The sequence below is a fragment of the Paenibacillus sp. 7523-1 genome, from assembly GCF_002276415.1.
Taxonomy (GTDB): domain Bacteria; phylum Bacillota; class Bacilli; order Paenibacillales; family Paenibacillaceae; genus Paenibacillus; species Paenibacillus illinoisensis_A.
The window spans coordinates 17,125-41,323 of the sequence record NZ_NPBR01000027.1 but is presented as its reverse complement, the minus strand read 5'-3'; the positions used below and the strand labels follow the sequence as shown (position 1 = coordinate 41,323).

Here is a 24,199-nt window from a genome sequence, read left to right as displayed (position 1 = left end):
GCAATCAGCTACATGGCACCTCTGAACAACTCCCCTGCCTAGAGGAGATCCTCCTGCTTGGGCAAACGTACTTTGAAGGTACTTCCTTTGCCAACTGCGGATATAAACGTAATGGTTCCATGATGATCTTCGACAATTTTGCGTGAGATATACAGTCCAAGTCCGGTTCCACCGATCTGTCGGTGATCTGAGTTATCCACACGGTAAAACTTCGTAAACAGCTGGTCCTGCACATTCTCCGGAATGCCGATTCCGTAGTCGCGTACGTCAATGCATATCCACTCATTTTCTTCCCACATGGTAATGTCTATCCGTTCGGTTCCTGGCGAGTATTTCACTGCATTGCCAATCAGATTATGAAGCACCTGGGTCATCCGATTCTGGTCTGCATAAGCAAAGAAATCGCCGTTAAAGGCATGTACATAGATACGCTGGATGGATTTGATATTCCATTGTTCGGCAACACCTTCCACTAATTCCAGCAGCGGTACATAGGTCATATGATAAGTCATGCCGTCGTTGTCCAGACGCTGGATGTCCAATACATCCTCAAGTAGGCTGCTAAGCCGGCTGCCCTCCGACGAGATCGTTTCCATAAACTCCTGTCGCTGTGAAGCAGGTAAATCATACATCATCATTAATTCTACATAACCCATAATGGTTGCTACTGGGGTCCTCAGCTCATGGGACACCACGCTGATCAACTCGTTTTTCATTCGATTCAGCCGTTCTTCTTCCGTACGGTCACGGAACACAAGCAGGAACCCATGGTTTTTTCCAGGCACATCCACTTGTTTAATGTAGAGGGAAAACACACTCTTCTCCTTGTTATTGAAACTGAATTCCATCTCAACGAAAGCACGTTCTCCATGCAAAAATGCCCTCGTTTGATCCACCAGATTGAAGTCATCCGTCAGAACAACCTTATCCATGGCTTGGGCAAATTCTTCGATGGATCTGCCCAGGAAGTTACCAAGGCCGAACATTTCCTCGACCCTTCGGTTAACGATGGTAATCATGCCAGAGCGATCGGACATGACCAGCCCTTCCCGAACGGATTCAATAAAGTGTTCACTGATATCGCGCTGTTCCTGAATCGCAATTTTTTCATTAAACAATTCTGCATTCAGTTTCTCGAGCGCGAGTGCATGACGCACACGTTCTTCTTCTGCTCGTGTTTTATCCGTAATATCTTTGATAAACAAGTTATAGAGCTTCTCATTATTGCCGAGCTGAATCTCCACAATTCTGTATTCTATCGGGAAAACCGAACCATCTCTGCGAATGCCTGATATCTCCTCGACATTGGCATGCCGCTTGCCACGGATATATTCGTATCGCTCCAGCATTCCCTTGATTTCCACGCAACTCGCCCCCTGAAAAAGGGACGGAGCATCGGTCTCAAGAACGACCTCTTCCCGTTTTAGCCCAAACATTCTTTCGGCTTCGGGATTGAACTCAATGATCAGTCCGTTGGAATCCACAGCAATAATGGCATCAATAGATGAATCGATGATGGCGCGTTTGATTTCCTCACTATTTTTCAGTTCCTTGGTCCGTGCACGAACCCTGTCCTCCAGTGTTAATTTATCCTGGCGGATCTGTTCGAATTGTTCAAGCAGAACATCTGCCATTTTGCGCAGATTGCCAATCAAAATTTGAACTTCCATGACATGGCTTGTTGGCCAATCCATTTTGCCTTTACGAAATAATAATCTCGGGAGTAAACCAGTCATCCGAGTAAGCCTGATCAGAGGACTCACCACCTTTCGGCTTAATGGAGCAGCCACAACCATCGACGTTACAAAAATGAGAAACAGACTCTGAAGGGTCGTCAGATAGATCCTTTCAATTCGTGAATAATAATTGGCTGAACTTGTCTCCACAAAAACACGGTAAGAAGTATCTGACTCAACATCTGCTTTATAGATAAATGAAGCATGCTTCCAGTAGGTGAGCGCATCGCTGTAATAAGCGTCTCCTGAACGGAAGATAATGGAGGACTCCCCCTCTTTCAGGTAACGATAATTGCTTGTATTTAAATATTCGCCAATGATTACGGTATCCAGTCCGGAAGCAATCACGCGATCATTCTTATCCAGAATAATGACGTTTACATCCAATAGATGATGATAGCGCTTCATGCCCCGCTGCATATTTTGAACCGTCAAGAATCGTTCATCCAGATCCTTCGTCACTGCATTCGCTGCGTGTTTCATATTTAATATAATCGTTTCATGAATTTGACTTAACTGTCTGCGGCTATCAGCTGATAAAAGAAATAGGGAGACCACAACAACAAACACGACCACATATTTAAAAGCAATTCGGCTAAGCGGGATGGTGCCTGTCCTTTTCGATGGAAGCTCGCCGTTGGTGATCCAGAAGTCTACTATGATTCCGGCGATTAGCGCGTTAACCATACTGACCACGGCAATATGCATGTATGCATACTTTACTTCATCCAGATTCATGTTCAGGATATAATGCCCATACCCCAAGACAGGTAATAACATCACGACCCAAAACACGGCATTGGCCTTCATAATGCTTCCGTTCTTCCAGCGCATCTGCCAGCCCAGCATCCAGAGCAACTCAATAAAATGACCAAAGACCATGTAGAGACAATGTGAAGTTGGCCCATTATAAAGCAGATGTATTCCACTAATTGCAGCAAGGGTGATAAAACCATACATTCCGCCATGCAAGCGTAGGGCAACAAGGACAGCAGCACTGCCGAACATCAACTGGACGCCATAAAACAAGGTAAGTGGGTATATGCTTCCAATGGCTCCAAGCACAATAAGAATCACAGTTCCTATCCAAGCGATTCGCAATTTCTCTACAATCCATACCAGCATTTTGGCGGCCATTATTCGAAGCATGGATTACAATCCTCTTGGCCTAGTTCTATATCCGTATTCAACAACAACGTTGGTACCTCCTATAAATGAAAGCCGTTCTACCTACTTTTCTTCCCTCAAATCCCTCTGATACATTATACTGTATATATTAAAAGGTTTTTCTGTTGGAAAAATTTGATTGATCGGCAAAATAGCCACAGCTATGGTAAAATACTGAAGCTCTTCTCAAGTTTGTACTCCCCTACATATACATCCTATATATTGGAATATAAACATTAAAAAATTTGTGGTATTTCTACACTAAACTCAGCTTTTTTTTTAGTAATTTCTTAACAAATTCTTTTCATCAGGAGTGTGACCTCTATGTCTATCAAAGTACTTCTTATAGAAGATGAGAAAAATCTGGCTGACATGATTGCTTTCTTTCTTGAGGAGGAAGGATACATAACAGAACGGGTTCATCACGCCCGTGAGGCACTTCAACTATTCCCGCAGTTCGGGCCGGATATTGTTGTGACTGATCTGATGCTGCCCGAAATGGATGGAAATGATCTGGTAGATGCGTTTCGCCAGCATTCCACTGTACCGATTCTCATGATTTCAGCAAGTACAATGCTGAATGACCGGCTCCGAGCATTACATAACGGCGCTGATGATTTTCTATGTAAGCCCTTTAGTCTGAAGGAGCTGGACGCAAGGATCAAGGCACTGCTGCGCAGATCCGCTATTTCTTATCCTGATAAACCAGCAAAAGAGGATAAACCATCAGAACATACGGGACATGTGAGTGTGAATGAATATAGACGGACACTGTTCGTCAACGGGGTAGAAATCGAAGTCACTCATATTGAATTTGAGATTATGAAAGAATTGTACAAATATCCGGGTAAGGTATTTACCCGTAATGAGCTTATGGACCGAATTAAAGGATCGGAACGAGCCTACCTGGACCGTACCATTGATGTTCATATCTCCAGTTTGCGTAAGAAAATCGAACCTGACCCCAAAAATCCACGCTATATCAAGACCGTTTGGGGAACAGGTTATAAGTACGTGACTTAATTCAATATTCCTTAATTAGTGGCTATGCCCTCTCCGTGTGTATTTCTGTATCGACATGACAGAGGGCATAGCTTTTTCTTGATCCTGCAATGTGGAGTACAGCCATTTCTGAATGTCCAAATAAAGCTGATGCGGTTCGCTCTGATTCCACAGCATCAGCTTAATGACACCGTTACCTGTAATCTGCTGCACATGCTGTCTGCGAATCGACGATTGGAAATCGGTAATGACCAGCAGTGGAAGCTGTGGCAAAAAGGCACGAATGGCATTGGATGCCGAGACCGCCTGGCTTGCATCCATGTAATCGACAATGCAATAACATGATCGGCCCCAAGTAGAACTTGAACCCAGCTTCTGGTTTTGTTCCTCGCTTCGGATGGATTCTTCTTGCTCTTCCTCCATCCACTCGTTAAACAATTCGATAATATGCTCATAAGCAATACCACGGCTTCCGTCCGAAAGTACTGTTATACGTTCCATAGTTGTAACCTCCAGTTGTTTCATTCTACTTATTGTGCCGATCTTCATTTAAAAATGTTTGTGAGTGAACATGAAAGAAGTGTTAACTATCTTAGTACTTCTCACACAACTATGTAAGGTTTATCATCCATTTCGCAGTTTGCCTCCATTCATGTAAAATAGGGATATACCCGTTGCTATCACGGGAACTTAAATGATGAATCCGGTACAGGAGGTTATGAACCGATGAATATTGTTTCCATTGAACCAACACCCAGTCCCAATACGATGATGCTTCATCTCGATGAGCGTCTCGAAGACGGGATCCGCAGAACCTACACGCTGGATAATGAACGCTCTGCTCCAGCGTTTATCCGCCAGATGCTCCATATTCCTGGCGTTAAAAGTGTGTTTCATACCACGGACTTCGTTGCGCTGGATCGCAAGGGAAATGCCGACTGGTCCGTCATTCTGGGGGAAGTCCAGAACCGTCTGGGCCAACAAGGAATTGACCTCGACTGGATTGAATCCGAGGATGCGTCAGGCGAGCACTTTGGCGAAGCACAGGTATTTGTACAGTTTTTCCGTGGGGTTCCGATGCAGATTCGGGTTAAGGCCGGTGCAAAGGAAGAACGAATCTCTCTCTCCGATCGATTCGTTAAGGCCGTTACCGAAGTGGCCAGTGCAACGCTGATCAAAGAACGTAAGTTAAGTGATTACGGCGTACGGTACGGCGAACTGCCGGATATTGCCCGTGAGGTTGAGCAGGAGCTGGAGGCAGCCTATCCTCCGGAGCGTCTGAAGCAGGTCATTGAACAGGCCATTGCGCACGGAACCAATACAGAAGAGTTTGTGGAACGCCGCCGCAAGATGGAAGGTGCCGAGCTGGAAGCGGCACTGAGCAGTGAAGATTGGAATGTACGCTATGCAGCTTTTGACGGTATGGAACCTACAGAAGAGAGATTGCCGCTTATTGCCCGCGCCCTGCATGACAGTAAAATGCAGATACGCCGGTTGGCGGTAGTCTATCTTGGAGATATCAAAACGCCGGAAGCCATGGAATTGCTGTATGAAGCACTCAAAGACAGCTCCCCTGCCGTACGTCGTACCGCTGGAGACACCTTGTCCGATATCGGCGACCCGGCTGCAACCGCTGCGATGACGGCTACGCTCACCGACAGCAGCAAACTCGTGCGCTGGCGGGCAGCCCGTTTCTTATATGAAGTGGGAACCGAAGAAGCAGAACCAGCTCTGCGGAAGGCAGCGGACGATCCTGAATTTGAAGTTAGCCTGCAGGCCAAGATGGCACTGGAGCGAATTGAATCCGGTGAACAGGCAGCAGGTACCGTATGGCAGCAAATGGCCGGACGCAACAAAAAGACGGAATAGTCCTTGTTAAGAGAACATCCAACTTTTGTTATTGCATGATGAAACAAGGAAAGGTATACTGAATGTCTGTTTGAGCAACAGAACATGGCATGTAACGTTCTGCTATTCAATAATTTCATAGACAATAGATACACCTCATCCACGATGATGAGGTAGAGGTCGCGGGTGCGATCAGTAAGCTGAAGGAGGCGCTAAGGAGCCGCTCATGAGATCAGCCGAAAGGTGCACCCGCCGAAGCTTGCTGGACGGTTCCTTATATTGTCCAGTATGGTTGGGGCTGCTGCCGAAAGGTACAGAACTGTCACAGAGATACACACCAGCCCGCATGGGTGGGTATGAATTCTTCTGTGTTGAGCTATCTTATAACATCTGGGACAGGTGCGGACAATGGATAATAAGACCGCAGGCTGAAGCCTGCGGTCTTTTGTGTGTATAGTGCCATTGATCCATATCATCAGTACGCTGAATGAAGGAGTGTTTTCATTGCAAGACCGCAACAAGCAAACAACAGCAGGAAACGGTTCTCTGAAAAAAGGATTGCGTGCACGGCATATGACGATGATTGCCCTCGGTGGGTCCATCGGTACAGGGCTGTTCCTCGCAAGTGGTACCGCCATCTCCACAGCAGGACCGGGTGGTGCTTTGATTGCATATGCCGCCGTCGGTATCATGGTTTACTTTCTGATGACAAGCCTTGGAGAACTGGCTACATTTATGCCTGACTCCGGTTCATTCAATACGTATGCCGCTCGTTTCGTCGATCCCGCACTTGGCTTCGCCATGGGCTGGAATTTCTGGTACAACTGGGCCGTTACCATTGCGGCTGAACTTGCTGCAGCTACAGTACTCATCAAGTATTGGTTCCCTGACAGCTCGTCCATGTTATGGAGCCTGCTATTTCTCGTTTTAATCTTTGCTCTGAATGTGCTGTCTGTTAAAGGTTATGGTGAATCGGAATATTGGTTTGCCATCATCAAAGTGGCTACTGTCATTATCTTTTTGACCGTAGGTGTGCTGATGATCTTCGGTATTATGGGCGGAGAAGCCGTAGGTTTCAGCAACTTTACAGTGGGTGATGCGCCCATCCATGGCGGATTCTTCGCCGTACTTGGTGTGTTCATGGCTGCAGGATTCTCCTTCCAGGGAACCGAGCTCATTGGTGTAGCTGCGGGTGAGAGTGAAAATCCGCGTGAGAATGTGCCTCTTGCCATTCGGCAGGTATTCTGGCGGATTCTGATCTTCTATATTTTGGCCATCACGGTAATCAGTTTGATCATCCCGTATACGCATCCGAACCTGCTCAAAGGTGATCTGAACAATATCGGTGTCAGTCCATTTACGCTAGTATTTGAAAAAGCCGGGCTTGCCATTGCAGCTTCGGTAATGAATGCAGTCATTCTGACCTCTGTGCTGTCTGCCGGTAACTCTGGCATGTATGCTTCAAGCCGAGTTCTCTATGCTCTTGCCCGTGATGGCAAGGCGCCGCGTTTCCTTGGACGTTTGAACAAAAAAGGCATTCCGATGAATGCTCTGCTCGTAACTACAGCTGTCGGCATGCTGGCGTTTCTCGCCTCCCTGTTCGGTGACGGTATTGTGTATACCTGGCTGCTGAATGCCTCCGGTATGTGCGGATTTATCACCTGGCTAGGTATCGCAATCAGCCATTATCGCTTCCGCCGGGCTTATGTTGCCCAGGGTAGGGATTTAAAAGACCTGCCTTATCGCGCACGCTGGTTCCCGTTCGGACCGATATTCGCTTTTGTACTCTGTATCATCGTCATTATCGGTCAGAACTACCAGGCGTTTACGGGCGACCAGATCGATTGGAGCGGAGCGCTTGTTGCCTACCTGAGTGTACCGCTGTTCCTGATTCTATGGCTAGGTTACAAATGGATCAAGAAAACCAAAGTGGTACCGCTGCAGGAATGCGACTTCTCCCCTACGGATTCCTCTGTGCAGTAAACGTATAGAAAATCCCCCTGCTTCTGACCGCTCTCTACGGTTTAGAAGCAGGGGGATTTTGTTTTGTATACCATTAAGGCGTTATTTCATCCGCCTTGATTCATAACGTCCAATTGATCTTCACACGCAGATCAGTTGTATCCTCCATTTTGGACACATAATACGATATTGATTTCATCCCAAGCTGATACAAATTCTGCAAATCTTCAACCAGACTGGTCTCGGTACCTTTGTATCTGAAAGTCAGTGTGGTTCCACCTTCCTTCAGCACACTCTGCACCTTGGTTTCCAGTGCGGAATGTCCACTAACCGCATCTTTCTCGTCATAGAGCGAATATTCCAGCGCATGGTACAGCTTCTGATACGCAGGTGCCTTGCTGCCGCCGCTTTGTATCAAGGTTTGCAGGGCCTCCCGGTAGGGAGCTGGTGCAGTCGGATATTTGCCTTTGCCCGTCCAGATATGATCACGTGCCATCTCGTCGTCGCTGAGCAAATAGTAGTTATGGCTAACTTTCCCTTTGCGGTCAGGTGTCGGATCATCCCAGGTCGTGTCCATGTGGTACCATTTGCCGTCCAGCTTAACGATATTCCACGCATGCAGCTGATCACCTGCCGTACCTTCCACAATCCGGTTCTCAATGCCAACCTGTTCCAGCATGCGGTACGCAAGCAGGGAATATCCCTGACATACGGTGCTGCCCGTGACAAGTCCATCATAGGCCGTGTATTTCTGAAGAGAAGTATCGTAGGCAAGATGGAGAACAATCCAGTCATGGATCGCTTTCACCTTTTCATGATTCGTCATGCCTGGTGTGATAATCTCTTTTAAAACATGGGTTACTTTGCGGTTAACGTAATCGGTCTGTTCCTTCGTCTCCCGGTAGGACAGATTCACATGGACCTCGGCCGAAACGTTGGAACCTTTATAATTAAAAGCATAACTTTTGACGGTATATTGGATATAGGGGTCACTGGTCATTGCTTCATCAATGGAGCTCTGGAGCTGCTTTTTGAGTCCTTTCACATCGCCCTTGTATGTAAATACAAGCTCCTCCGTTCGCTGTGACATGGCTGTAAGCAACGTCTGACGTAAATCCTTGGTTGTGGAAATATCTGATGTGTCCGATGCAGCATACAGTTGATCCAGGTCAACCGCACGAGGTAAAGCCACCGCAATCAGACAGCCTGCCAGCAATATGGTTATCACTCGTTTTCCGTTTTTGCCCATGAAAGGATACCACCTCTCTTTGCAACATTCTCATGCCTCATTGTATCACAAAAGGATCTGACGTCAGGCTTCTAGTTTTGTCGAAAAGCATCAAAAGAGACCTTCCGCAGAAGGTCTCCCTTGTCTTCAGCAAAATAACACATACCCGCTATATCCAGCCTATGACTTACCAGAGCGGGTTATGCAAGAATACCTCTTAATACAGACGACTGCCTGTCATAAATGAATCTGTCTTGCCTTGCAGCTTGGCCAATCGCTCCAGCACCTGTGACGCTTCAGCTACAGTCACTTTGCGTGCCGGCATGAAACGTCCTTCAATGGAAGGAAGCAATCCCAGCTTCATGCTAAGAGATACGGCACCTTTATTGGTAATCGAATTCGCATCTACAAGGTTCGGCAGATCCGATGGCATGGTGTAGAAACCAGCCAGCTTCTCGTAACGAAGGATACGAACAAGTAATACAGCCAGTTCTTCCCGAGTCATCTCATCCTGTGGATTCAGACTGACCTCTGGATCAGCGCCAGCGAGCCAGCGCTGGTCAATTAATGTACGCACTGCCTGATAGTAAGGGCTATCGGGCGAAATGTCCGCAAACAGCTTGTCATCCCCGTTCACCGTGTAATAGATATCCAGATTCGGATTAACTGCTCTGGCGAGATAGTTAAACCAATCTCCTCGGGTAATCACCCGATCCGGGAAGACACGTCCCTGCTCATCAGGAACCAGGACGCTATGCTGGGTCATATTAAGAATTGCCTCTTCAGCCACATGACCTGCAATATCACTAGGTGCAGCTTGAGGTGCTGTGCTGGAAGTGTTGTACAAAGACGTCCATTCGCCTGTATTGGCATCAAGTACTTCATAGCTGCCGTAGATCGATTGATCATCCCGTGTAGGCATATACGCAAGATTGATCCCCGACGGAGTGACTTGGCCACTGCTCGTACCATGCCCACCGTAACGGGAGTATGCCAGAACCAGCTTGAATTCTTCGAGGTAGGCCGCTTTTGCCTCTTCGTAGCTGATCGCCGGCACCTTGCTTGCAGGCAGCTGCTCAGGCGTTGCAGCAAGATTGGCATAAAATTCGCCAATCGTTCCATCCTTCAGGACCTGTACCTGCACCAGATCATCCTTAACCGCAATTCCATTCAGGTAGCGCTGAAAAATGAATGTACGTGCGTCCTCTACCTCAAGCACGTTGGACAGCTTAAATTGTTCCGTAGCATCCGGCACAAGTGCAATAACCGAATTGATCGCAAGTTTCTCGGCTTGTGTACGGGTTAAGGACTTGCCTTCATTTTTCTCATCCGGTTTCTCTTGTGCGGCATCCGGACCCATTCGCTGATACAGGCTATAGCTGTAAATTTGTCCGGTGGTGGCATCCACTTGTGCTGAAATGTCCCGCATGAACATATAGGACATATTCGCGTTTCGGTTGCTCCAGCTCAGACTCCAAACCTGATTGTTTGGACTCCAGTAGCTGCCTTTATTTAACTGGCTGTAATCCAGCTTGTATCCTTCCGGAATGTCAAAGCTCTTTTTCACCAGGCTCTCTGCCTGCTGAGCATTCAGTCTCTGTCCTTTCGCTGGAACAAAAGCGGCCACACTGCCTTTCAGCGGTTTGTCCTGTTGTACGGTATCCTCGGTAATGACTTTTCCAGTCATAGCGTCGAACCGTTCCAACGTATTTGCCTCAAGCGGAACCATGCTGGAATCCTTCGGCGTATATCCAAGATAATACTGCTGACCTTGTTTGGAAGACAGGCGATTTTTCGAAATGTAGGCAAGCTCTACATCAAACTGGTCTTCGAATTGCTGTCTTGCCTTCTCTGCAGACACAGCCGGTTTCGATGAAGGATATTCCGCCGCAGTCGTCATTCGTGAATATCCTGTGACCAGGCCACTTTGATCCACACTTATGTAAACCGTCTCCGCCTCAGATAACAAACCGTCATGCTTCAGTTGGTATGCAAATTGATATTCGGTTCTGCCGAACAACGATTGCTGTCCCGCCGTTTGGTACAGGTCTCCCAAAGATGCGTATGCGCCTTCCTTCAAACCAGGGATGGCCTTGTACAGAAAGTCCACAGCCTGCTCTTCCACTTCATCCTTGGTCAGTTTGGCTTCTGACCCAGATAACTGCTTATCCAGTAAATCAGATGGCAAATGTACACTCAGGACTTCCCCTGTCCTTGCATGTACAGATGCGCCGAACCCCATGGAATGATTCCCCTCGGTAATCTGAAACCCGATATCCCATGTTTTGTACTCCAGCGGAGGAAAACGGTTGTTCGGATCAAATTGCGACGAGGTGATGGTCGCTTTTTTCAACATCGGAAACAGTTTCAATATATTCTCACTGGCTTGCTTGGAGGAGATTTTAGCCCCCTCAGGCACGTCATTGCTAGTCACGTCTAGTTGTTCATTTTCCCCCGGTGCAGCTTCTGTTACCTGTTCTGCTTGTGCTGCCGACACGCTGCCTGCAAACCCTGGAGTCTGCGATGCCAGAAGCAATGCCGCCATGGCTGCTGAAGCAGCTTTGGCTGTCATCATTTTGAATCGAATCTGAAAACTCAAATCTGGACCTCTCCCTTCAATTTCATACATGGATGCATGCGAAATAACCCTGCATGAATATTGCCAGTCTATTCTATGATACCATAAGCTTCCTTTTTAATCGTCGTTTTCCCAACAATTTTACAAATGAGAATTTTTGCATAATGGTTAGAACAGACCAAAAAACGCCAACCTGGTTGGCGTTTTCACGGTTAGCCCGATTGTCATGCAGGCTGACGGTTATTTAGATTTATTAGAGGTTATGTCCGAATTGTCCGGTTGAGCCTGAACCTGAACATGTTTTTTCAAGAAAGGAATGACGGTCTCCCAGAAGACAGGGTCTTCTTCTGAGCAGCTGTGTCCGCCGCTATTCACCCACAGATGTTCTACAGGCGGATCAGCCTTGGACATGAAGTATTCCAGCTCACTTGGCGGGATAAAATTATCTCCCTTGGAATGCACCATAAGCATTGGCAGCTGCATACCCTTACGCCGTTCATTCAGCAGCAGGACCGGATCGCGCTGGCGGTACGTTTTCAGTGATTCACCGAGCCTCCAGAACCAGATTCGCGGAATCAACTGCGCCAGTGGGAACAGCGGCAATCGCCGACGTTTCAGCTCCGAACTGACGATTACTTCAAACTGGGATGGCATCGAATCCGTGATGACTGCCGATACCGGAATATGTTCTGTTACCGCCATGATCGTTCCCAGACCTCCAAGGGAATGGCCGAGCACACCGATGGCACCCGGATCGATCTCCGGCCGAGAGGTGGTGTAGCGTAGTGCCGAGAGCAGATCGTCACGGAACAGATAGGCAGACGCTGCTTTTACCGGATCACTGGCCCCATGACTCCGGACATCATACATGAAGAGAGCATATCCGGCTTCCCAGATGGGACGTGCGTAACGGAGCACACGTGATCGGTTGGAACCCCAGCCATGGGCGATAATGATTAGCGGCCATGGTTTGGGAACATGGGCGCTAGCCGGAATAAACCATCCATGAACCCGTCCTCCTCCACTCTCGAAGGTGACATCTTCGAATGGCATGGGCGGAGTAATCGTGATGGGGATCTTTTTGGGTGTCTGACTCTTCACCGCTGCCTTCCATAAGCCACCTGCCGTTACGGCAGCAACCGCAATAACTCCACCAATCATCGTTTTGGCTTTCACTGTGCATTTCTCCTCTCCGGCCTTTGTCATACACCTATTCTACGCCAACACCATTAACGCCCTGTTAAATAGCTACATCTTTTATATATACCCAAATATACATATTGTTGATTGAGTTTTTACTTTTTGACTCTCGCTGCTTCCACAAATGCATGTGTACATGCTGCAATCTGTTCGTGATTCCCTGCAGCCAGTGCCTCTCTCGGCAAAAGTGCACTGCCAAGTCCTACAGCTGCTGCACCAGCAGCAAAGTAGTCAGTAATATTGTCCAGATTAGCTCCGCCCGTTGCAAGCAGCGGGATATGATTAAGCGGTGCCTTGATCTCCCGTAAATACGGCAATCCCAGACTCGCCATTGGAAATAACTTCACCACACGTGCGCCTGCTTCATAGGCAGCAACAATCTCGGTTGGTGTCATGGCTCCCGGCCAAATTTCCACCCCATGTTCTACAGCATATTCAATAACGGACAGATCGACATTGGGCGATACCAGAAATTGAGCACCTGCAGCCACTGCATCCTTGGCCATCTGCACATTAAGAACCGTTCCTGCTCCAACATAAGCCTGTCCTTCATGCCGGGTCCGCCAGTCTCCGATAATCTCATGTGCCCCGGGTGTATTGAGCGTTACTTCCATCAGACGGATTCCTCCGTCTGTCATGCCTTTTCCTGCTGTTATTGCTGCTTCCCGGCTAATGCCGCGAACAATGGCAACCAGCCTCGACTCCAGTAGTACTTCCGTCAAATTCATGCGAGCTTCCCCTTGCTTCATAGATTCGGCAGCCGAAGACAGTATTATTATCACCGCTTTTCCGTTAATTCATATTGTAAAACGAATTTATCCTTGATGAAATACACAACCCAAAAAACCTCTCTTATCAGCATGGACAAATGTCGGTGGATAACACCCATTCAACCCATGACTATAAGAGAGGTTTTGCCGCAATCAATCCTCTTCCAGTACACTTTCCTTTTCCAGATCCTTGAAATATTGATCATTGTACAGCATGCTGGGGTGTGTAGGATGAAATGCCAGAGCAATATCATTGTGCTCCTTCGCCTTGGCACGATTGCCCAGCCGGTCATAACATACACATAGCTGCAAGTGGGGCATCCATGTCCAGGCTGCTTCGTTCAGCACGACCATCGGATCGGCAGGACGAACAGCATGGGTCGCCTGTTCATACCAGAATACCGCCTTGCGATAATCTCCTCGGTCCGCGAAATACCCCCCCAGGCGGCAGCAGATCTCTGCTCTCGGCAAATCATAGGCAAACGACCTTAGAAGCGCTGAAACTTCCTGTTCTGAGCGCCCCAATGCTGCTTCGCAATCTGCAATTTTTTGGCAGGCGGAAATCTGATCCTCCACCCAACCAAGACCCGTATTTAGAAACTTCCCGTAGTATGTAATCGCATCCTCATGCTGTCCATGATCTTTCAGTTCATTACCGAAGTAATAGAGATCCCGGGGAGTAAAATGTTCACCTGCTTCCTCACGCTTGCGGTAAATCCTCAGGTTACGGTCAGTGTACTCCTTGTCTTTCTTATGGGTCACCGCAATATCGCTATGCAGCAAATTGCCGCCAACTTCCAGATATTCATGCACTGCACCAATCCAGCGGAAATTCCGATCCCGTCGCACCAGTCGATTCCTTCTCAAACTGTAGGCAACCTTCCCATCTGGAGTGAATGACAGATTATAGTCCATAGTAACGCTGTCCACCCCAGGATCAAGAGAGTGTTTCAAACCAATAAGCTTCTCCCGGTCAATCGGTTCGAACACATCGTCAGCATCCAGCCAAAGTATATATTCTGCGGTTGCCTGATCGAAGGCAAAATTGCGTGCAGCTGCAAAATCATCGATCCATTCAAAATCTACGATTCGATCTGTATATTTGGCCGCAATTTGGCGTGTGCGATCGGTTGATCCGGTATCCACGATTACGATCTCATCGGCAATGCCCTTCACCGAATCCAGGCATCTGGCGAGGGAAGCCTCTTCATTTTTCACAATCATACACAGCGTAATACGAATAACCTCTTCTCCTCGTCTGACCCTGCGATTGTACGCAGCAGCACCGGGAAGTTCTGATAATCGGTAGATATGATAGGCCGGTAGATGGGTATCCACGTATAAACGAAAACCGAGTGCCTGGGCTCGAATGCAAAAATGACGATCCTCACCCCAGAACGATACATTCGGAATCTGGTCGAAGGAAACCCCACCTACCAGAGCATTCTTGCGAATGAGCGTGCATGCACCAAGCCCACCAACTTCGTAACAGCCTGGCACTCGCAATTGGTTTAGAAAGGCATCGGTTTGCGTATTCTCATCCAGAATTTCCTTACCCGCTTCGGATTTCCCGCCTTTTCGGTACAAAGCGTACTCATCCTGCAGCCATACCTGCGGCATTTCCCTTGTACCCGGCTGCCAGCGCGTCCAAAAAATATTCGATACAATATCCTTCTGCGTGGAAACAAGCTGTTCCAACGTGCGGGGATGCAGCACAAGATCGGAATCAATCAGGAAAACAGCATCGTAATTCTGTTCGCGGGCGTACTGCAAGATGCGGTTTTTCAATCCGGCTACCCGCCAAATCTGTTCGTCGCGCCAGTAATGACCTCCCTCATCCCTGCTGTATGTCCCTTTTCCCTGAGCAGTTCCATCATCGTTATCGGATTCAAATACCGTGCCTTCCTGCTGGGATGCAAAATCACGAAGGATATTGGAAGACGCCTCCTCTTCATTATCATCTATAAACAAATAGTCCGTCTCCACCGTCGTTCGCTCCAAGAAAGTCAGAGATTCCAAAAATTCACGGAGCACTGCTGCGGTTTGACGCACCGGACTGGCAATCAGCACCTTCTCCTTCGGTTTTACCTTTTTCAAGTTCAGGCCCCCCCTTCCTTATTCCATCCAGGGCAGCAGCCTTGGATCTGTATCCAGAATGGATTCATACTGTTCTCTCCAGCCGTACCTTGCATCTGGGTCCAGTGCCTGATAACGTCCGAATTTGCGGATGCGATCCTCCTCGCGAGCCCAGCCGTAATGCTTCACACGAGGCGCATGACATCCATAGGCAAAATGCTGAATCGTAAGAGGGAAACGTCCGCAGTGCTGCGGGGTTTCCTTCCACTCATAAGTCAATCCGGGACGATAACGGACGAGAAAAGGACGGTAATATTCATGTGCCTGCCAATATTGATCCTCCCGGTAGTGCGTATCACTCCACATATCAAACAATCTAAAGTAGATCGCGTCCTCGCTACTTCCCAGGAGTTGATTGCGCTGCATGCCAAAGTCAGCCGTCAGAATCTCATCGGCATCCAGATTCAGAATCCATTCAGGTTCAGTAGCTATCGTTGCCTCCCATTGCTGCTTGCGCAGACTCACTTCATCGGCGAACCGGGACGCCCGATTTTGCACCATGACCAAGGGAATCCCTTCAAGCAGCTCTCGACACAGGGCAACCGTATTATCGGTGCTCCCATCATCTATGATGACCGCACGATCAATCCAAGGCCGGTGCGTTTGCAGCGCCTGTCTTAGATATCGCTGTTCTTCATTGCGTACGATCATGGACAGCGTAATATGTGGTCTTTCGTCTTCCTCACGGTCATTCAAAGCCTCACCCCCGCGGTCTTAAGCTGACTTTTATTATCTCTCAAGGTTTTGCTATCCGATTGCAGATAAGAAAGGGTTATAGGACTGGATCGGAGCCGATTTACAGGCTTAAGTATTCATCAGATAAACTTTCATCTTGACCAATTATCGGTCTCATCTTGTCGTTTGGCTTCTTGGCTTATGCCAATCCTCTATATTCAATCTATGCATATCCTGGATGGGGTTATGTCTGGGAACTCCCCTCTCGCTGCTCACCCGTTACTGTGATCCGGCGCTCTTAGTTGCTGTCGTTGTACAACAAAAAAGCACTCGCTTCCGCGAGTGCCTCGGTTAACCTTTGTTACATATATTGGATGATTCACATTATGAATTAACGGTACTCGGCCAGACGATCATTCAGGCTGCGTGTCTGTCCATAGACTTCCTGATACAGTGCAAAGAGTCCATTATACACGGCTACCGTTTCCGGATTCGGTACATAGGATTTGGCAGGACGAATGAACGCTGCCGCACAATCCTGCAGGGAAGGGAACCAGCCGCTGCCATATGCTGCAAGCATTGCCGCGCCCATTGCTGGGCCCTGCTCACTCTCAAGTTTAACAATCGTAGCATCAAAGATATCCGCCTGCATTTGCAGCCAGGCTTCATTTTTGGCACCACCTCCGATGGAGATGACCTCATTGACCGTTTTGCCTGCACCACGCAGAATATCGATCGATTCCCGCAGGGAGAACGTAATTCCTTCCATGACTGCACGCCCAAAGTGCTCCAGCTTATGTCCAGCATCCATACCGATAAAGCTGCCGCGAATGTTCGCATCCGGATGAGGCGTTCGCTCTCCAACAATATAAGGAGTGAATAACAAGCCGTTGCTTCCCGCCGGAACCTGATCAATCCCCTGCAAGAGCACATCAAATGATTTGTCCGCTGCAAACGTATCCTTAAACCAGGACAGGCTGTATCCAGCGGCAAGCGTTACCCCCATAATATAGAAGGCATCCTTCTCCCCATGGTTGAAAAAGTGTACTTTACCTTCAAAATCGAGATCTTTGCGTTCTTCGTAAGAAAGCACCACTCCAGACGTACCGATGCTGCACATCGTCTGCCCTTCACTCAAGATGCCTGCGCCAATCGCTCCGCATGCATTGTCGGCTCCGCCTGCAAATACTTTAGTCGCAGCCGCAAGACCCGTTTGATCTGCGATCTCAGGAAGCAATGTGCCCACTTCTTCAAACGATTCCACGAGACGCGGACACAGTGAGATCGGCAGTTCAAAAGCTTCCGCAATCTCCTTGCTCCACTGTTTGCCTGCAACGTCCAGCAGCAATGTACCTGCTGCATCCGAATAATCCATGGCATAATCGCCAGTCAGGCGATAACGAACATAGTCCTTCGGCAGCAGGAACAAGGATGCTTGCTGCAACAGCTCCGGCTCGTTTTCCTGTACCCACAGGATTTTCGGCAGCGTGAAGCCTTCCAGCGCACGGTTCCGGGCGATGCTTAATAATTTATTGTCCAATACTTTCTCTATGCGGCGGCACTGAGCCGTCGTACGTGTATCGTTCCACAGAATGGCATTGCGCAGTGGTTTCCCTTCTGTATCTACCAGAACCAGTCCATGCATTTGCCCGGAGAAGCTAAGCCCCTCAATTTCGGAAGGCTGTACGCCGGATACTTCCAGCAATTTGCGCAGGGATACAATGGTCTGTTCTACCCAATCTTCCGGATTCTGCTCACTGTAGCCAGCCTTGGGCTGGTGCAGCGGGTAAGCCTCGGATGCTTCAAATGCCACTTTTCCTTCGCGGTTAACCAGCACCGTTTTGACTGCGCTGGTTCCCAGATCGACACCAATTACGTAACTCATGAGTTAACTCCTCTCGTTTATCACAGGTTATATCCACGAAAAATCCATGTAGACATGAAAGTCACTCCGTGATCAGAAAACCCTGGGATCGCCGTTATCCCCGGATTTCCTTTATTCCCTTTGAAAAGGGAGAAATCCAGGGATAAATGCGAACGCTCCGCTTCCTCGGGTCCTTTCTGCTCACTTCGTTCTGCATTCAATATCATGGACACACATGGTTATGACACGAGTAAAACGTACTCGTTTCTGTAGCTGAAAATCGCGCCAATGACATATATCCGTCATTAGTAATGCCATGCAAACCTTGATGCGCATGAAATTTACTCCGTTCGGGTAGCAAAAAACCGCCCCCGCCTTCCCAGGGGAAAGTCGGGGACGGTCCGAATGTCATGCCTGTTCAACGTCCATGATACAAGCTCGTGCATATATGGACTGTGTCCCTAGCCAAGCTTATACAAGTTGATTCCAGTTATTAGTCAGCCAAGATGTATTGGTTGAGTTTTGCTCTCAGCAATTCTTGACGACCGGATTGGTTTTTGCGTGGGCTTTCGTTGTTCAGTGCGTATTCTGCAAGGGAAGCCAGAGTCGCTTTGCCTGCAACAACCTCAGCACCGATACCTTCTTTGAAGCTGCTGTAACGTTTTTCGATGAAGTCATCGAATACGCGATCTTCGATCAGTTTCGCAGCTACTTTCAGACCTTTAGCGTACGTATCCATACCTGCGATGTGAGCCAGGAACAGATCGTCTGCTTCGAAGGATCCACGGCGTACTTTGGCGTCGAAGTTCACGCCGCCACGGCCGATACCGCCGTTTTTCAATACTTCGTACATCGTCAATGTTGCATCGTACATATCCACTGGGAACTCATCCGTATCCCAACCGATCAGCATATCGCCTTGGTTGGCATCGAGGGAACCGAGCATGCCGTTTGTACGGGCAACACGGATTTCGTGATCGAATGTGTGACCAGCCAGAGTTGCATGGTTTGCTTCCAGGTTCAGTTTGAAGTGTTTGTCCAAACCGTATTTTTGCAGGAATGCAATGGAAGTCGCTGCATCATAGTCATATTGGTGTTTCGTTGGCTCTTTTGGTTTAGGCTCGATCAGGAATTGTGCGTCAAAGCCAATTTCCTTCGCGTAGTCTACAGCCATGTGGAACATGCGGGCAATGTTGTCCTGCTCCAGCTGCATGTCTGTGTTCAGCAATGTGTCGTAACCTTCACGGCCGCCCCAGAATACATAGTTTTCAGCGCCCAGACGTTTACCCACTTCCAAACCTTTCTTGATTTGTGCTGCTGCATGTGCGTACACGTCAGCATTGCATGTGGAAGCTGCACCAAACATGAAGCGCGGGTTGGAGAACATGTTCGCCGTGTTCCAGAGCAGTTTTTTGCCGCTGGATTTCATGTGGTCTTCAATCAGGTCAACGATCGTGTCGATGTTGCTGTAGAACTCACGCAGGCTGTTGCCTTCTGGTGCGATGTCCACATCGTGGAAACAGAAGAACGGGAGATTCATTTTTTCCAAAAATTCAAAAGCCGCTTCCACGCGTACTTTCGCGAGGTCCAGACCCGAGTATTTATCCCAAGAACGAACAGCTGTCTCTGCACCGAACGGGTCACTGCCGCCTGCAGTTAATGTATGCCAGTAAGCCATGCCGAAACGGAAGTGCTCTTCCATCGTTTTGCCGGCAACAACTTCTTCCGGATTATAATGTTTGAATGAAAAAGGATTGGTGGAGTCTTTGCCTTCAAATGCGATTTTATTAACGGATTCAAAATAGGCCATGTAAAATGCCTCCTCAATAGTTTTAAAGAAATCGTTTACACCGTTATCCTATCACATCGGTTATACTTTGTCTATTGGTTAAACAAAGTAAAATAAAATTGTTTTTTCCGGGTTTGTTTACGCTATAATAGTCGAATAGCTTGAGCACGGGATGAATGATTGAACCCTTTTATATACAGAATAGGAGTGCCTGATTGTTATGAAAATTACCGGAGACCAGATGCTGGTCAAAAAAATAAACAAGTCCATCGTCCTTGATACCATTCGCCGTCATGCCCCTCTTTCCCGCGCAAGAGTATCCGAAGTTACGGGACTTAACAAAGCAACCGTGTCCAACCTTGTTGCCGATCTCATCAGCGATGAACTTGTCCAGGAAATTGGTCCAGGTGAGTCCAGCGGTGGCCGCAAGCCGCTCATGCTGCTGTTTCGAGGTACGGCTGGATATGCAGTTGGTCTAGAGCTGAGCGTAACTCACCTGAAGGGTGTGCTTACCGATCTGGAGGGCCATATCATAACGGAGTATGCCATCAAGCTGGAACAGCATGATGTGCCTTCCGTATTGGAACAGTTGAAACGTGCAGCGGAACATCTGATTCAGTCGGCTCCTCCCTCCCCACATGGTGTAATTGGTATTGGCATCGGGGTACCTGGGATGGTAGATGAGGCTGGCACAGTGCTGTTTGCACCCAACCTGGGTTGGGAGAAGGTCGAGCTTCGCTCCATGCTGGAGGAGATGTTTGAGCTTCCTGTAACGATTGACAATGAGGCCAATGCAGGGGCTCATGGGGAATTGAATTTTGGCAGCGGCATTGGGGTACGTCATCTCATCTACATCAGTGCAGGGATGGGTATCGGATCGGGAATTATGGTAGACGGTGAATTGTACAAAGGTGCCTGGGGCTACGCCGGTGAGACAGGTCACATGTCAATTGAAGCTGAAGGCAGACCCTGCTCTTGCGGCAATCATGGCTGCTGGGAGCTCTATGCTTCCGAAAAAGCCTATGAGCACCCTGACCACCAGCTTCATTTGCCAGCTCACACCACCCGCGAGCTCGTAGAACATGCCCAGCAAGGTCATGAGGCAGTATTGAACTTATACGAGAACATCGGCCGCAAACTGGGCGTGGGCATCACGAATATCGTTAACAGCTTCAATCCCGAACGCATCATCATTGGCGGGCCACTCTCCGAAGCAGGTCCATGGATTGAAACAGCTCTCAAGCAAGTCGTCGAAGAACGTACACTGCCCTATCATCGTCGCAGTTTGCAAATCGAATGGGCAGCGCTGGGCAGCCGATCTACCCGTATTGGTGCCGCTTACTCAGCAATTTCCCAGTTTCTAGGTAAAATAAGAGTATCGGTCTAATAACCGTTGAAAATTGACATCATTTCGCCCCATTTCCTCCCTTTTTGTTAAAGAAATCCAGAGTTATAATGAGGATATGTGATTTTTGTCATGGCGAGATGATTGCCGCTGTGTTAATTCCTATAACGAAACGGAGTGAAAACCCGTGACCTACGTGGATACTTCAGATATCTCGGCGCAAATGTTTGTCACCGTACTCCTGTTCTTGATTGTGCTTGCGCCGCTGTTCAGCCTCGGCATACTTCGATTGTTTCAGAGCAAAAAGAAGGCTGGGTTCATGTATATGCTGTCAGGCGTATTGGTGTATGTTGTTTTTCAGACGTTTATGAGCATCTTTTTTTAGATGAAATACCTGGTTTAAATGACGAAATCCCCTTCGCAGTGAATCTTGAGTTCATGTTACCATGTGCTCCTAATCACTGGCGCAAGGGGATTTTTGATTTCAAATAATAACGTAATTCCAACAAAAGAAGCCTTCGTCCAGAACAGGACCAAGGCTTCTTTCTCTATATATTCAAACGGCTCGCGCGAACCGGAATAGCTCAGGTTCAGCTTGTTTTCGTCCCGGGCGGGGGACAATTAAGCGTCCAGTGCTTTTGCGAATTGTGTTTTGTTCATACCCAGGATGCGGTGTTCACCAATAACAGTCAGAGGCACTGCACGAACGCCCATATCCCATACTTGTTGTGCAAACTCGTCACTTGTCTCAATATTGCGCTCTTCATAAGAAATTCCTTTTTCAGCCAGGAACGTCTTCACCGATTTGCAGTTCGGGCAGTTGGTCGATGTGTATACAATTACGTTTTCCATTATTCATTCACCTCATAAAGTTTATATATAGTTATAACGTTAATTTACCCATTTAAAAGAGATACCTTACAGTGCTACTGCGCTATGCTCCAGGCTTTCGATGAATTTCTCTGCATCCATTGCAGCCATACATCCGCTGCCTGCCGCTGTAATCGCTTGTTTGTAGCGTGTATCTTGAACGTCTCCACAAGCGAATACGCCTGGAATGTTCGTTTCAGAAGTACCTGGTGTGGTCATAATATACCCATGTTCATCGGTTGTAATCTGTCCACCAAGGAAACCAGTGTTTGGTGTGTGACCGATCGCTACAAATACGCCGCTTGCCGGAAGAATTTCTTCTTCGCCCGTTGCGTTGTTCAACACTTTCAATCCAGTTACCCCATGATCACCAGCAATGACTTCGATCGGTGTACGGTTCAGAGCCATTTCCACTTTTTCGTTGCTGCGTGCACGGTCTTGCATGATTTTGGAACCGCGCAGCTCCTCACGACGGTGTACCAAAGTTACTTTGGAACCGAAACGGGAAAGGAAGCTTGCTTCTTCCAATGCAGAGTCGCCTCCGCCGATAACGATGATTTCTTTATTGCGGAAGAAGAATCCGTCACATGTTGCGCAAGTGCTGACACCGCGGCCCACGTTTGTTTCTTCTCCAGGAATACCAAGGTATTTAGCAGATGCACCAGTAGACAGGATTAAGGTTTCCGATACCAGTTCACCCATGCCCTCAACCTGAATTTTGAACGGACGCTCACTCATATCGACGTTGTTTACCCAACCTGTGCGGAATTCAGCGCCAAAACGTTCTGCTTGTTTACGCATGTTGTCCATCAGTTCAGGACCCATAATGCCATCAGGGAAACCTGGGAAGTTCTCCACTTCCGTTGTTGTTGTCAGTTGGCCACCAGGTTGTGGTCCTTCGATAACCAGTGGGTTAAGGTTGGCACGAGCCAGATAGATTGCTGCTGTCAGCCCTGCTGGGCCTGTTCCGATAATAATGGATTTATACATGTATAGTTCCTCCCCCGAGTTCTGCAAAAAGGTTGGGCTCACTAGCATCAAAAGCAAATGCCCTTGCATACACTAGATCGATATAAGCCTAAATCATGTCCACAAGACCTGCCCAATATGACAATTGCCCTATGCAGAAATGGAATTCTAATTTATAATCATTCTAATCTGTTGTTCATTATGATCTCTTTTAAGTACGGTGTCAATGCTCGGCAGCGATTATGAAGAAGTCTTCATCAGGAGGGAAAATGGAAGCATGAACGATGCACTCATTGGCAGCTTTATCTCAGCCATGTCTACCGGCCTTGGGGCCGTACCTATTCTATTTATGCGGAAAGTAACACACCGTTTGCGTGATATCTTGCTTGCTTACGCAGCAGGCATCATGACCTCGGCCTCGGTGTACAATCTCATTCCCGAAGCGCTGGGGCAGTCGAACCTGTTCGTGCTTGCTCTTGGGATTATGCTCGGCAGCATGGTTTTGCTGGTACTCGAAATGAAGATCCCCCATGTGGATCTGGAGAATCCAGAGAAGGTGCCATTTAAAATTGAAGCCAAAGCCTTCATGATTATTGCGGCCATCACCATGCATAACCTGCCTGAAGGCTTATCCGTAGGTGTCAGTTACGCCAGTACCGATGCCAGTCTGGGCAACCTCATTGCCTTTTCGATCGGTTTGCAAAATGCTCCCGAAGGATTCCTGGTTGCTCTGTTTCTCGTGAATCAGAACATCGGCCGCTTCAAGGCGCTTGGGATTGCAACCTTGACAGGAGCCGTCGAAATTATTACCGCCATGATCGGCTACACACTTAGCAGTCTCGTCGCAGGACTTGTTCCTTACGGGCTTGCGTTCGCCGCAGGTGCGATGATGTTCATTGTATACAAAGAGCTGATTCCCGAAAGTCACGGAGATGGCAACGCACGTGTAGCTACCGTTTCATTTTTGCTGGGACTCATTACGATGATTGGTTTGACTGAGCTATTCTAAGCAAGACTTTTCCGTAGATAAACGTACATCCCAAAGAACCTGAGGACAGAT

At 48.1% G+C, this 24,199-nt stretch carries 18 protein-coding genes and 1 riboswitch; of the genes, 6 read left to right on the top strand and 12 right to left on the bottom strand.

Annotation, left to right across the window (positions count from 1 at the left end):
• Positions 1-38: 38 nt before the first annotated feature.
• Entirely contained in the window at positions 39-2,885 is a 2,847-nt protein-coding gene (locus CHH60_RS25580) for an ATP-binding protein (protein ID WP_095361772.1), read from the bottom strand.
• 342 nt (positions 2,886-3,227) lie between these two features.
• Here CHH60_RS25580 and CHH60_RS25575 point away from each other — a divergent pair, with 342 nt between their 5' ends.
• Positions 3,228-3,926 carry a response regulator transcription factor gene (locus tag CHH60_RS25575; RefSeq protein WP_095361771.1) on the top strand — a complete coding sequence of 233 codons (699 nt, stop codon included), beginning with the start codon at positions 3,228-3,230 and terminating at the stop codon, positions 3,924-3,926.
• 15 nt (positions 3,927-3,941) lie between these two features.
• Here CHH60_RS25575 and CHH60_RS25570 read toward each other — a convergent pair whose 3' ends face one another.
• Positions 3,942-4,406: a hypothetical protein gene (locus CHH60_RS25570; protein WP_095361770.1), complete on the bottom strand. Its 465-nt coding sequence runs from the start codon at positions 4,404-4,406 to the stop codon at positions 3,942-3,944.
• 225 nt (positions 4,407-4,631) lie between these two features.
• Between CHH60_RS25570 and CHH60_RS25565 the strand changes: the two genes are divergently transcribed.
• A complete protein-coding gene (locus tag CHH60_RS25565; protein WP_095361769.1) occupies positions 4,632-5,774 on the top strand; it encodes a virulence factor in 1,143 nt (380 codons plus the stop codon).
• Positions 5,775-5,919: 145 nt separating this feature from the next.
• Positions 5,920-6,140, top strand: a riboswitch (Lysine riboswitch).
• A 117-nt stretch (positions 6,141-6,257) separates the two neighbouring features.
• Positions 6,258-7,736 carry an amino acid permease gene (locus tag CHH60_RS25560; RefSeq protein WP_095361768.1) on the top strand — a complete coding sequence of 493 codons (1,479 nt, stop codon included), beginning with the start codon at positions 6,258-6,260 and terminating at the stop codon, positions 7,734-7,736.
• A 100-nt stretch (positions 7,737-7,836) separates the two neighbouring features.
• Here the strand turns inward: CHH60_RS25560 and CHH60_RS25555 are convergent, their stop codons facing one another.
• From CHH60_RS25555 to xylA, 8 genes are all read right to left on the bottom strand, one after another.
• Positions 7,837-8,964, bottom strand: a complete 1,128-nt coding sequence (locus CHH60_RS25555; RefSeq protein WP_095361767.1) for a transglutaminase domain-containing protein — start codon at positions 8,962-8,964, stop codon at positions 7,837-7,839.
• A 196-nt stretch (positions 8,965-9,160) separates the two neighbouring features.
• Complete coding sequence (locus CHH60_RS25550) at positions 9,161-11,542, bottom strand: YcdB/YcdC domain-containing protein (RefSeq protein WP_176476208.1); 2,382 nt, start codon at positions 11,540-11,542, stop codon at positions 9,161-9,163.
• A 219-nt stretch (positions 11,543-11,761) separates the two neighbouring features.
• The gene (locus tag CHH60_RS25545) at positions 11,762-12,697 is read right to left on the bottom strand and encodes an alpha/beta hydrolase (protein ID WP_255248088.1); all 936 of its coding nucleotides are present in this window, start codon (positions 12,695-12,697) and stop codon (positions 11,762-11,764) included.
• Between the two features lie 119 nt (positions 12,698-12,816).
• On the bottom strand, positions 12,817-13,449 hold the full coding sequence (locus tag CHH60_RS25540; RefSeq protein ID WP_095361765.1) for a bifunctional 4-hydroxy-2-oxoglutarate aldolase/2-dehydro-3-deoxy-phosphogluconate aldolase: 633 nt from the start codon (positions 13,447-13,449) through the stop codon (positions 12,817-12,819).
• A gap of 195 nt (positions 13,450-13,644) precedes the next feature.
• The gene (locus tag CHH60_RS30580; protein WP_369680209.1) at positions 13,645-14,715 is read right to left on the bottom strand and encodes a glycosyltransferase; all 1,071 of its coding nucleotides are present in this window, start codon (positions 14,713-14,715) and stop codon (positions 13,645-13,647) included.
• An 891-nt stretch (positions 14,716-15,606) separates the two neighbouring features.
• Positions 15,607-16,323, bottom strand: coding sequence for a glycosyltransferase family 2 protein (locus CHH60_RS25530; RefSeq protein WP_255248087.1), 717 nt, complete (start codon positions 16,321-16,323; stop codon positions 15,607-15,609).
• A gap of 370 nt (positions 16,324-16,693) precedes the next feature.
• Positions 16,694-18,187, bottom strand: coding sequence for a xylulokinase (gene xylB, locus CHH60_RS25525; protein ID WP_095361763.1), 1,494 nt, complete (start codon positions 18,185-18,187; stop codon positions 16,694-16,696).
• A gap of 472 nt (positions 18,188-18,659) precedes the next feature.
• The gene (xylA, locus tag CHH60_RS25520; RefSeq protein ID WP_095292400.1) at positions 18,660-19,976 is read right to left on the bottom strand and encodes a xylose isomerase; all 1,317 of its coding nucleotides are present in this window, start codon (positions 19,974-19,976) and stop codon (positions 18,660-18,662) included.
• A gap of 199 nt (positions 19,977-20,175) precedes the next feature.
• Between xylA and CHH60_RS25515 the strand changes: the two genes are divergently transcribed.
• Together CHH60_RS25515 and CHH60_RS25510 are read left to right on the top strand one after the other, a co-directional pair.
• Positions 20,176-21,342: an ROK family transcriptional regulator gene (locus tag CHH60_RS25515; protein WP_095361762.1), complete on the top strand. Its 1,167-nt coding sequence runs from the start codon at positions 20,176-20,178 to the stop codon at positions 21,340-21,342.
• 145 nt (positions 21,343-21,487) lie between these two features.
• Complete coding sequence (locus CHH60_RS25510) at positions 21,488-21,685, top strand: hypothetical protein (protein WP_053779005.1); 198 nt, start codon at positions 21,488-21,490, stop codon at positions 21,683-21,685.
• Positions 21,686-21,921: 236 nt separating this feature from the next.
• Here the strand turns inward: CHH60_RS25510 and CHH60_RS25505 are convergent, their stop codons facing one another.
• Together CHH60_RS25505 and trxB are read right to left on the bottom strand one after the other, a co-directional pair.
• Positions 21,922-22,152, bottom strand: coding sequence for a glutaredoxin family protein (locus CHH60_RS25505; RefSeq protein ID WP_095361761.1), 231 nt, complete (start codon positions 22,150-22,152; stop codon positions 21,922-21,924).
• A gap of 66 nt (positions 22,153-22,218) precedes the next feature.
• A complete protein-coding gene (gene trxB, locus CHH60_RS25500) occupies positions 22,219-23,160 on the bottom strand; it encodes a thioredoxin-disulfide reductase (protein ID WP_095361760.1) in 942 nt (313 codons plus the stop codon).
• Between the two features lie 256 nt (positions 23,161-23,416).
• Between trxB and CHH60_RS25495 the strand changes: the two genes are divergently transcribed.
• Positions 23,417-24,148 (top strand): ZIP family metal transporter, encoded by a 732-nt coding sequence (locus CHH60_RS25495; protein WP_095292393.1) that lies wholly within the window; start codon positions 23,417-23,419, stop codon positions 24,146-24,148.
• Positions 24,149-24,199: the final 51 nt, after the last annotated feature.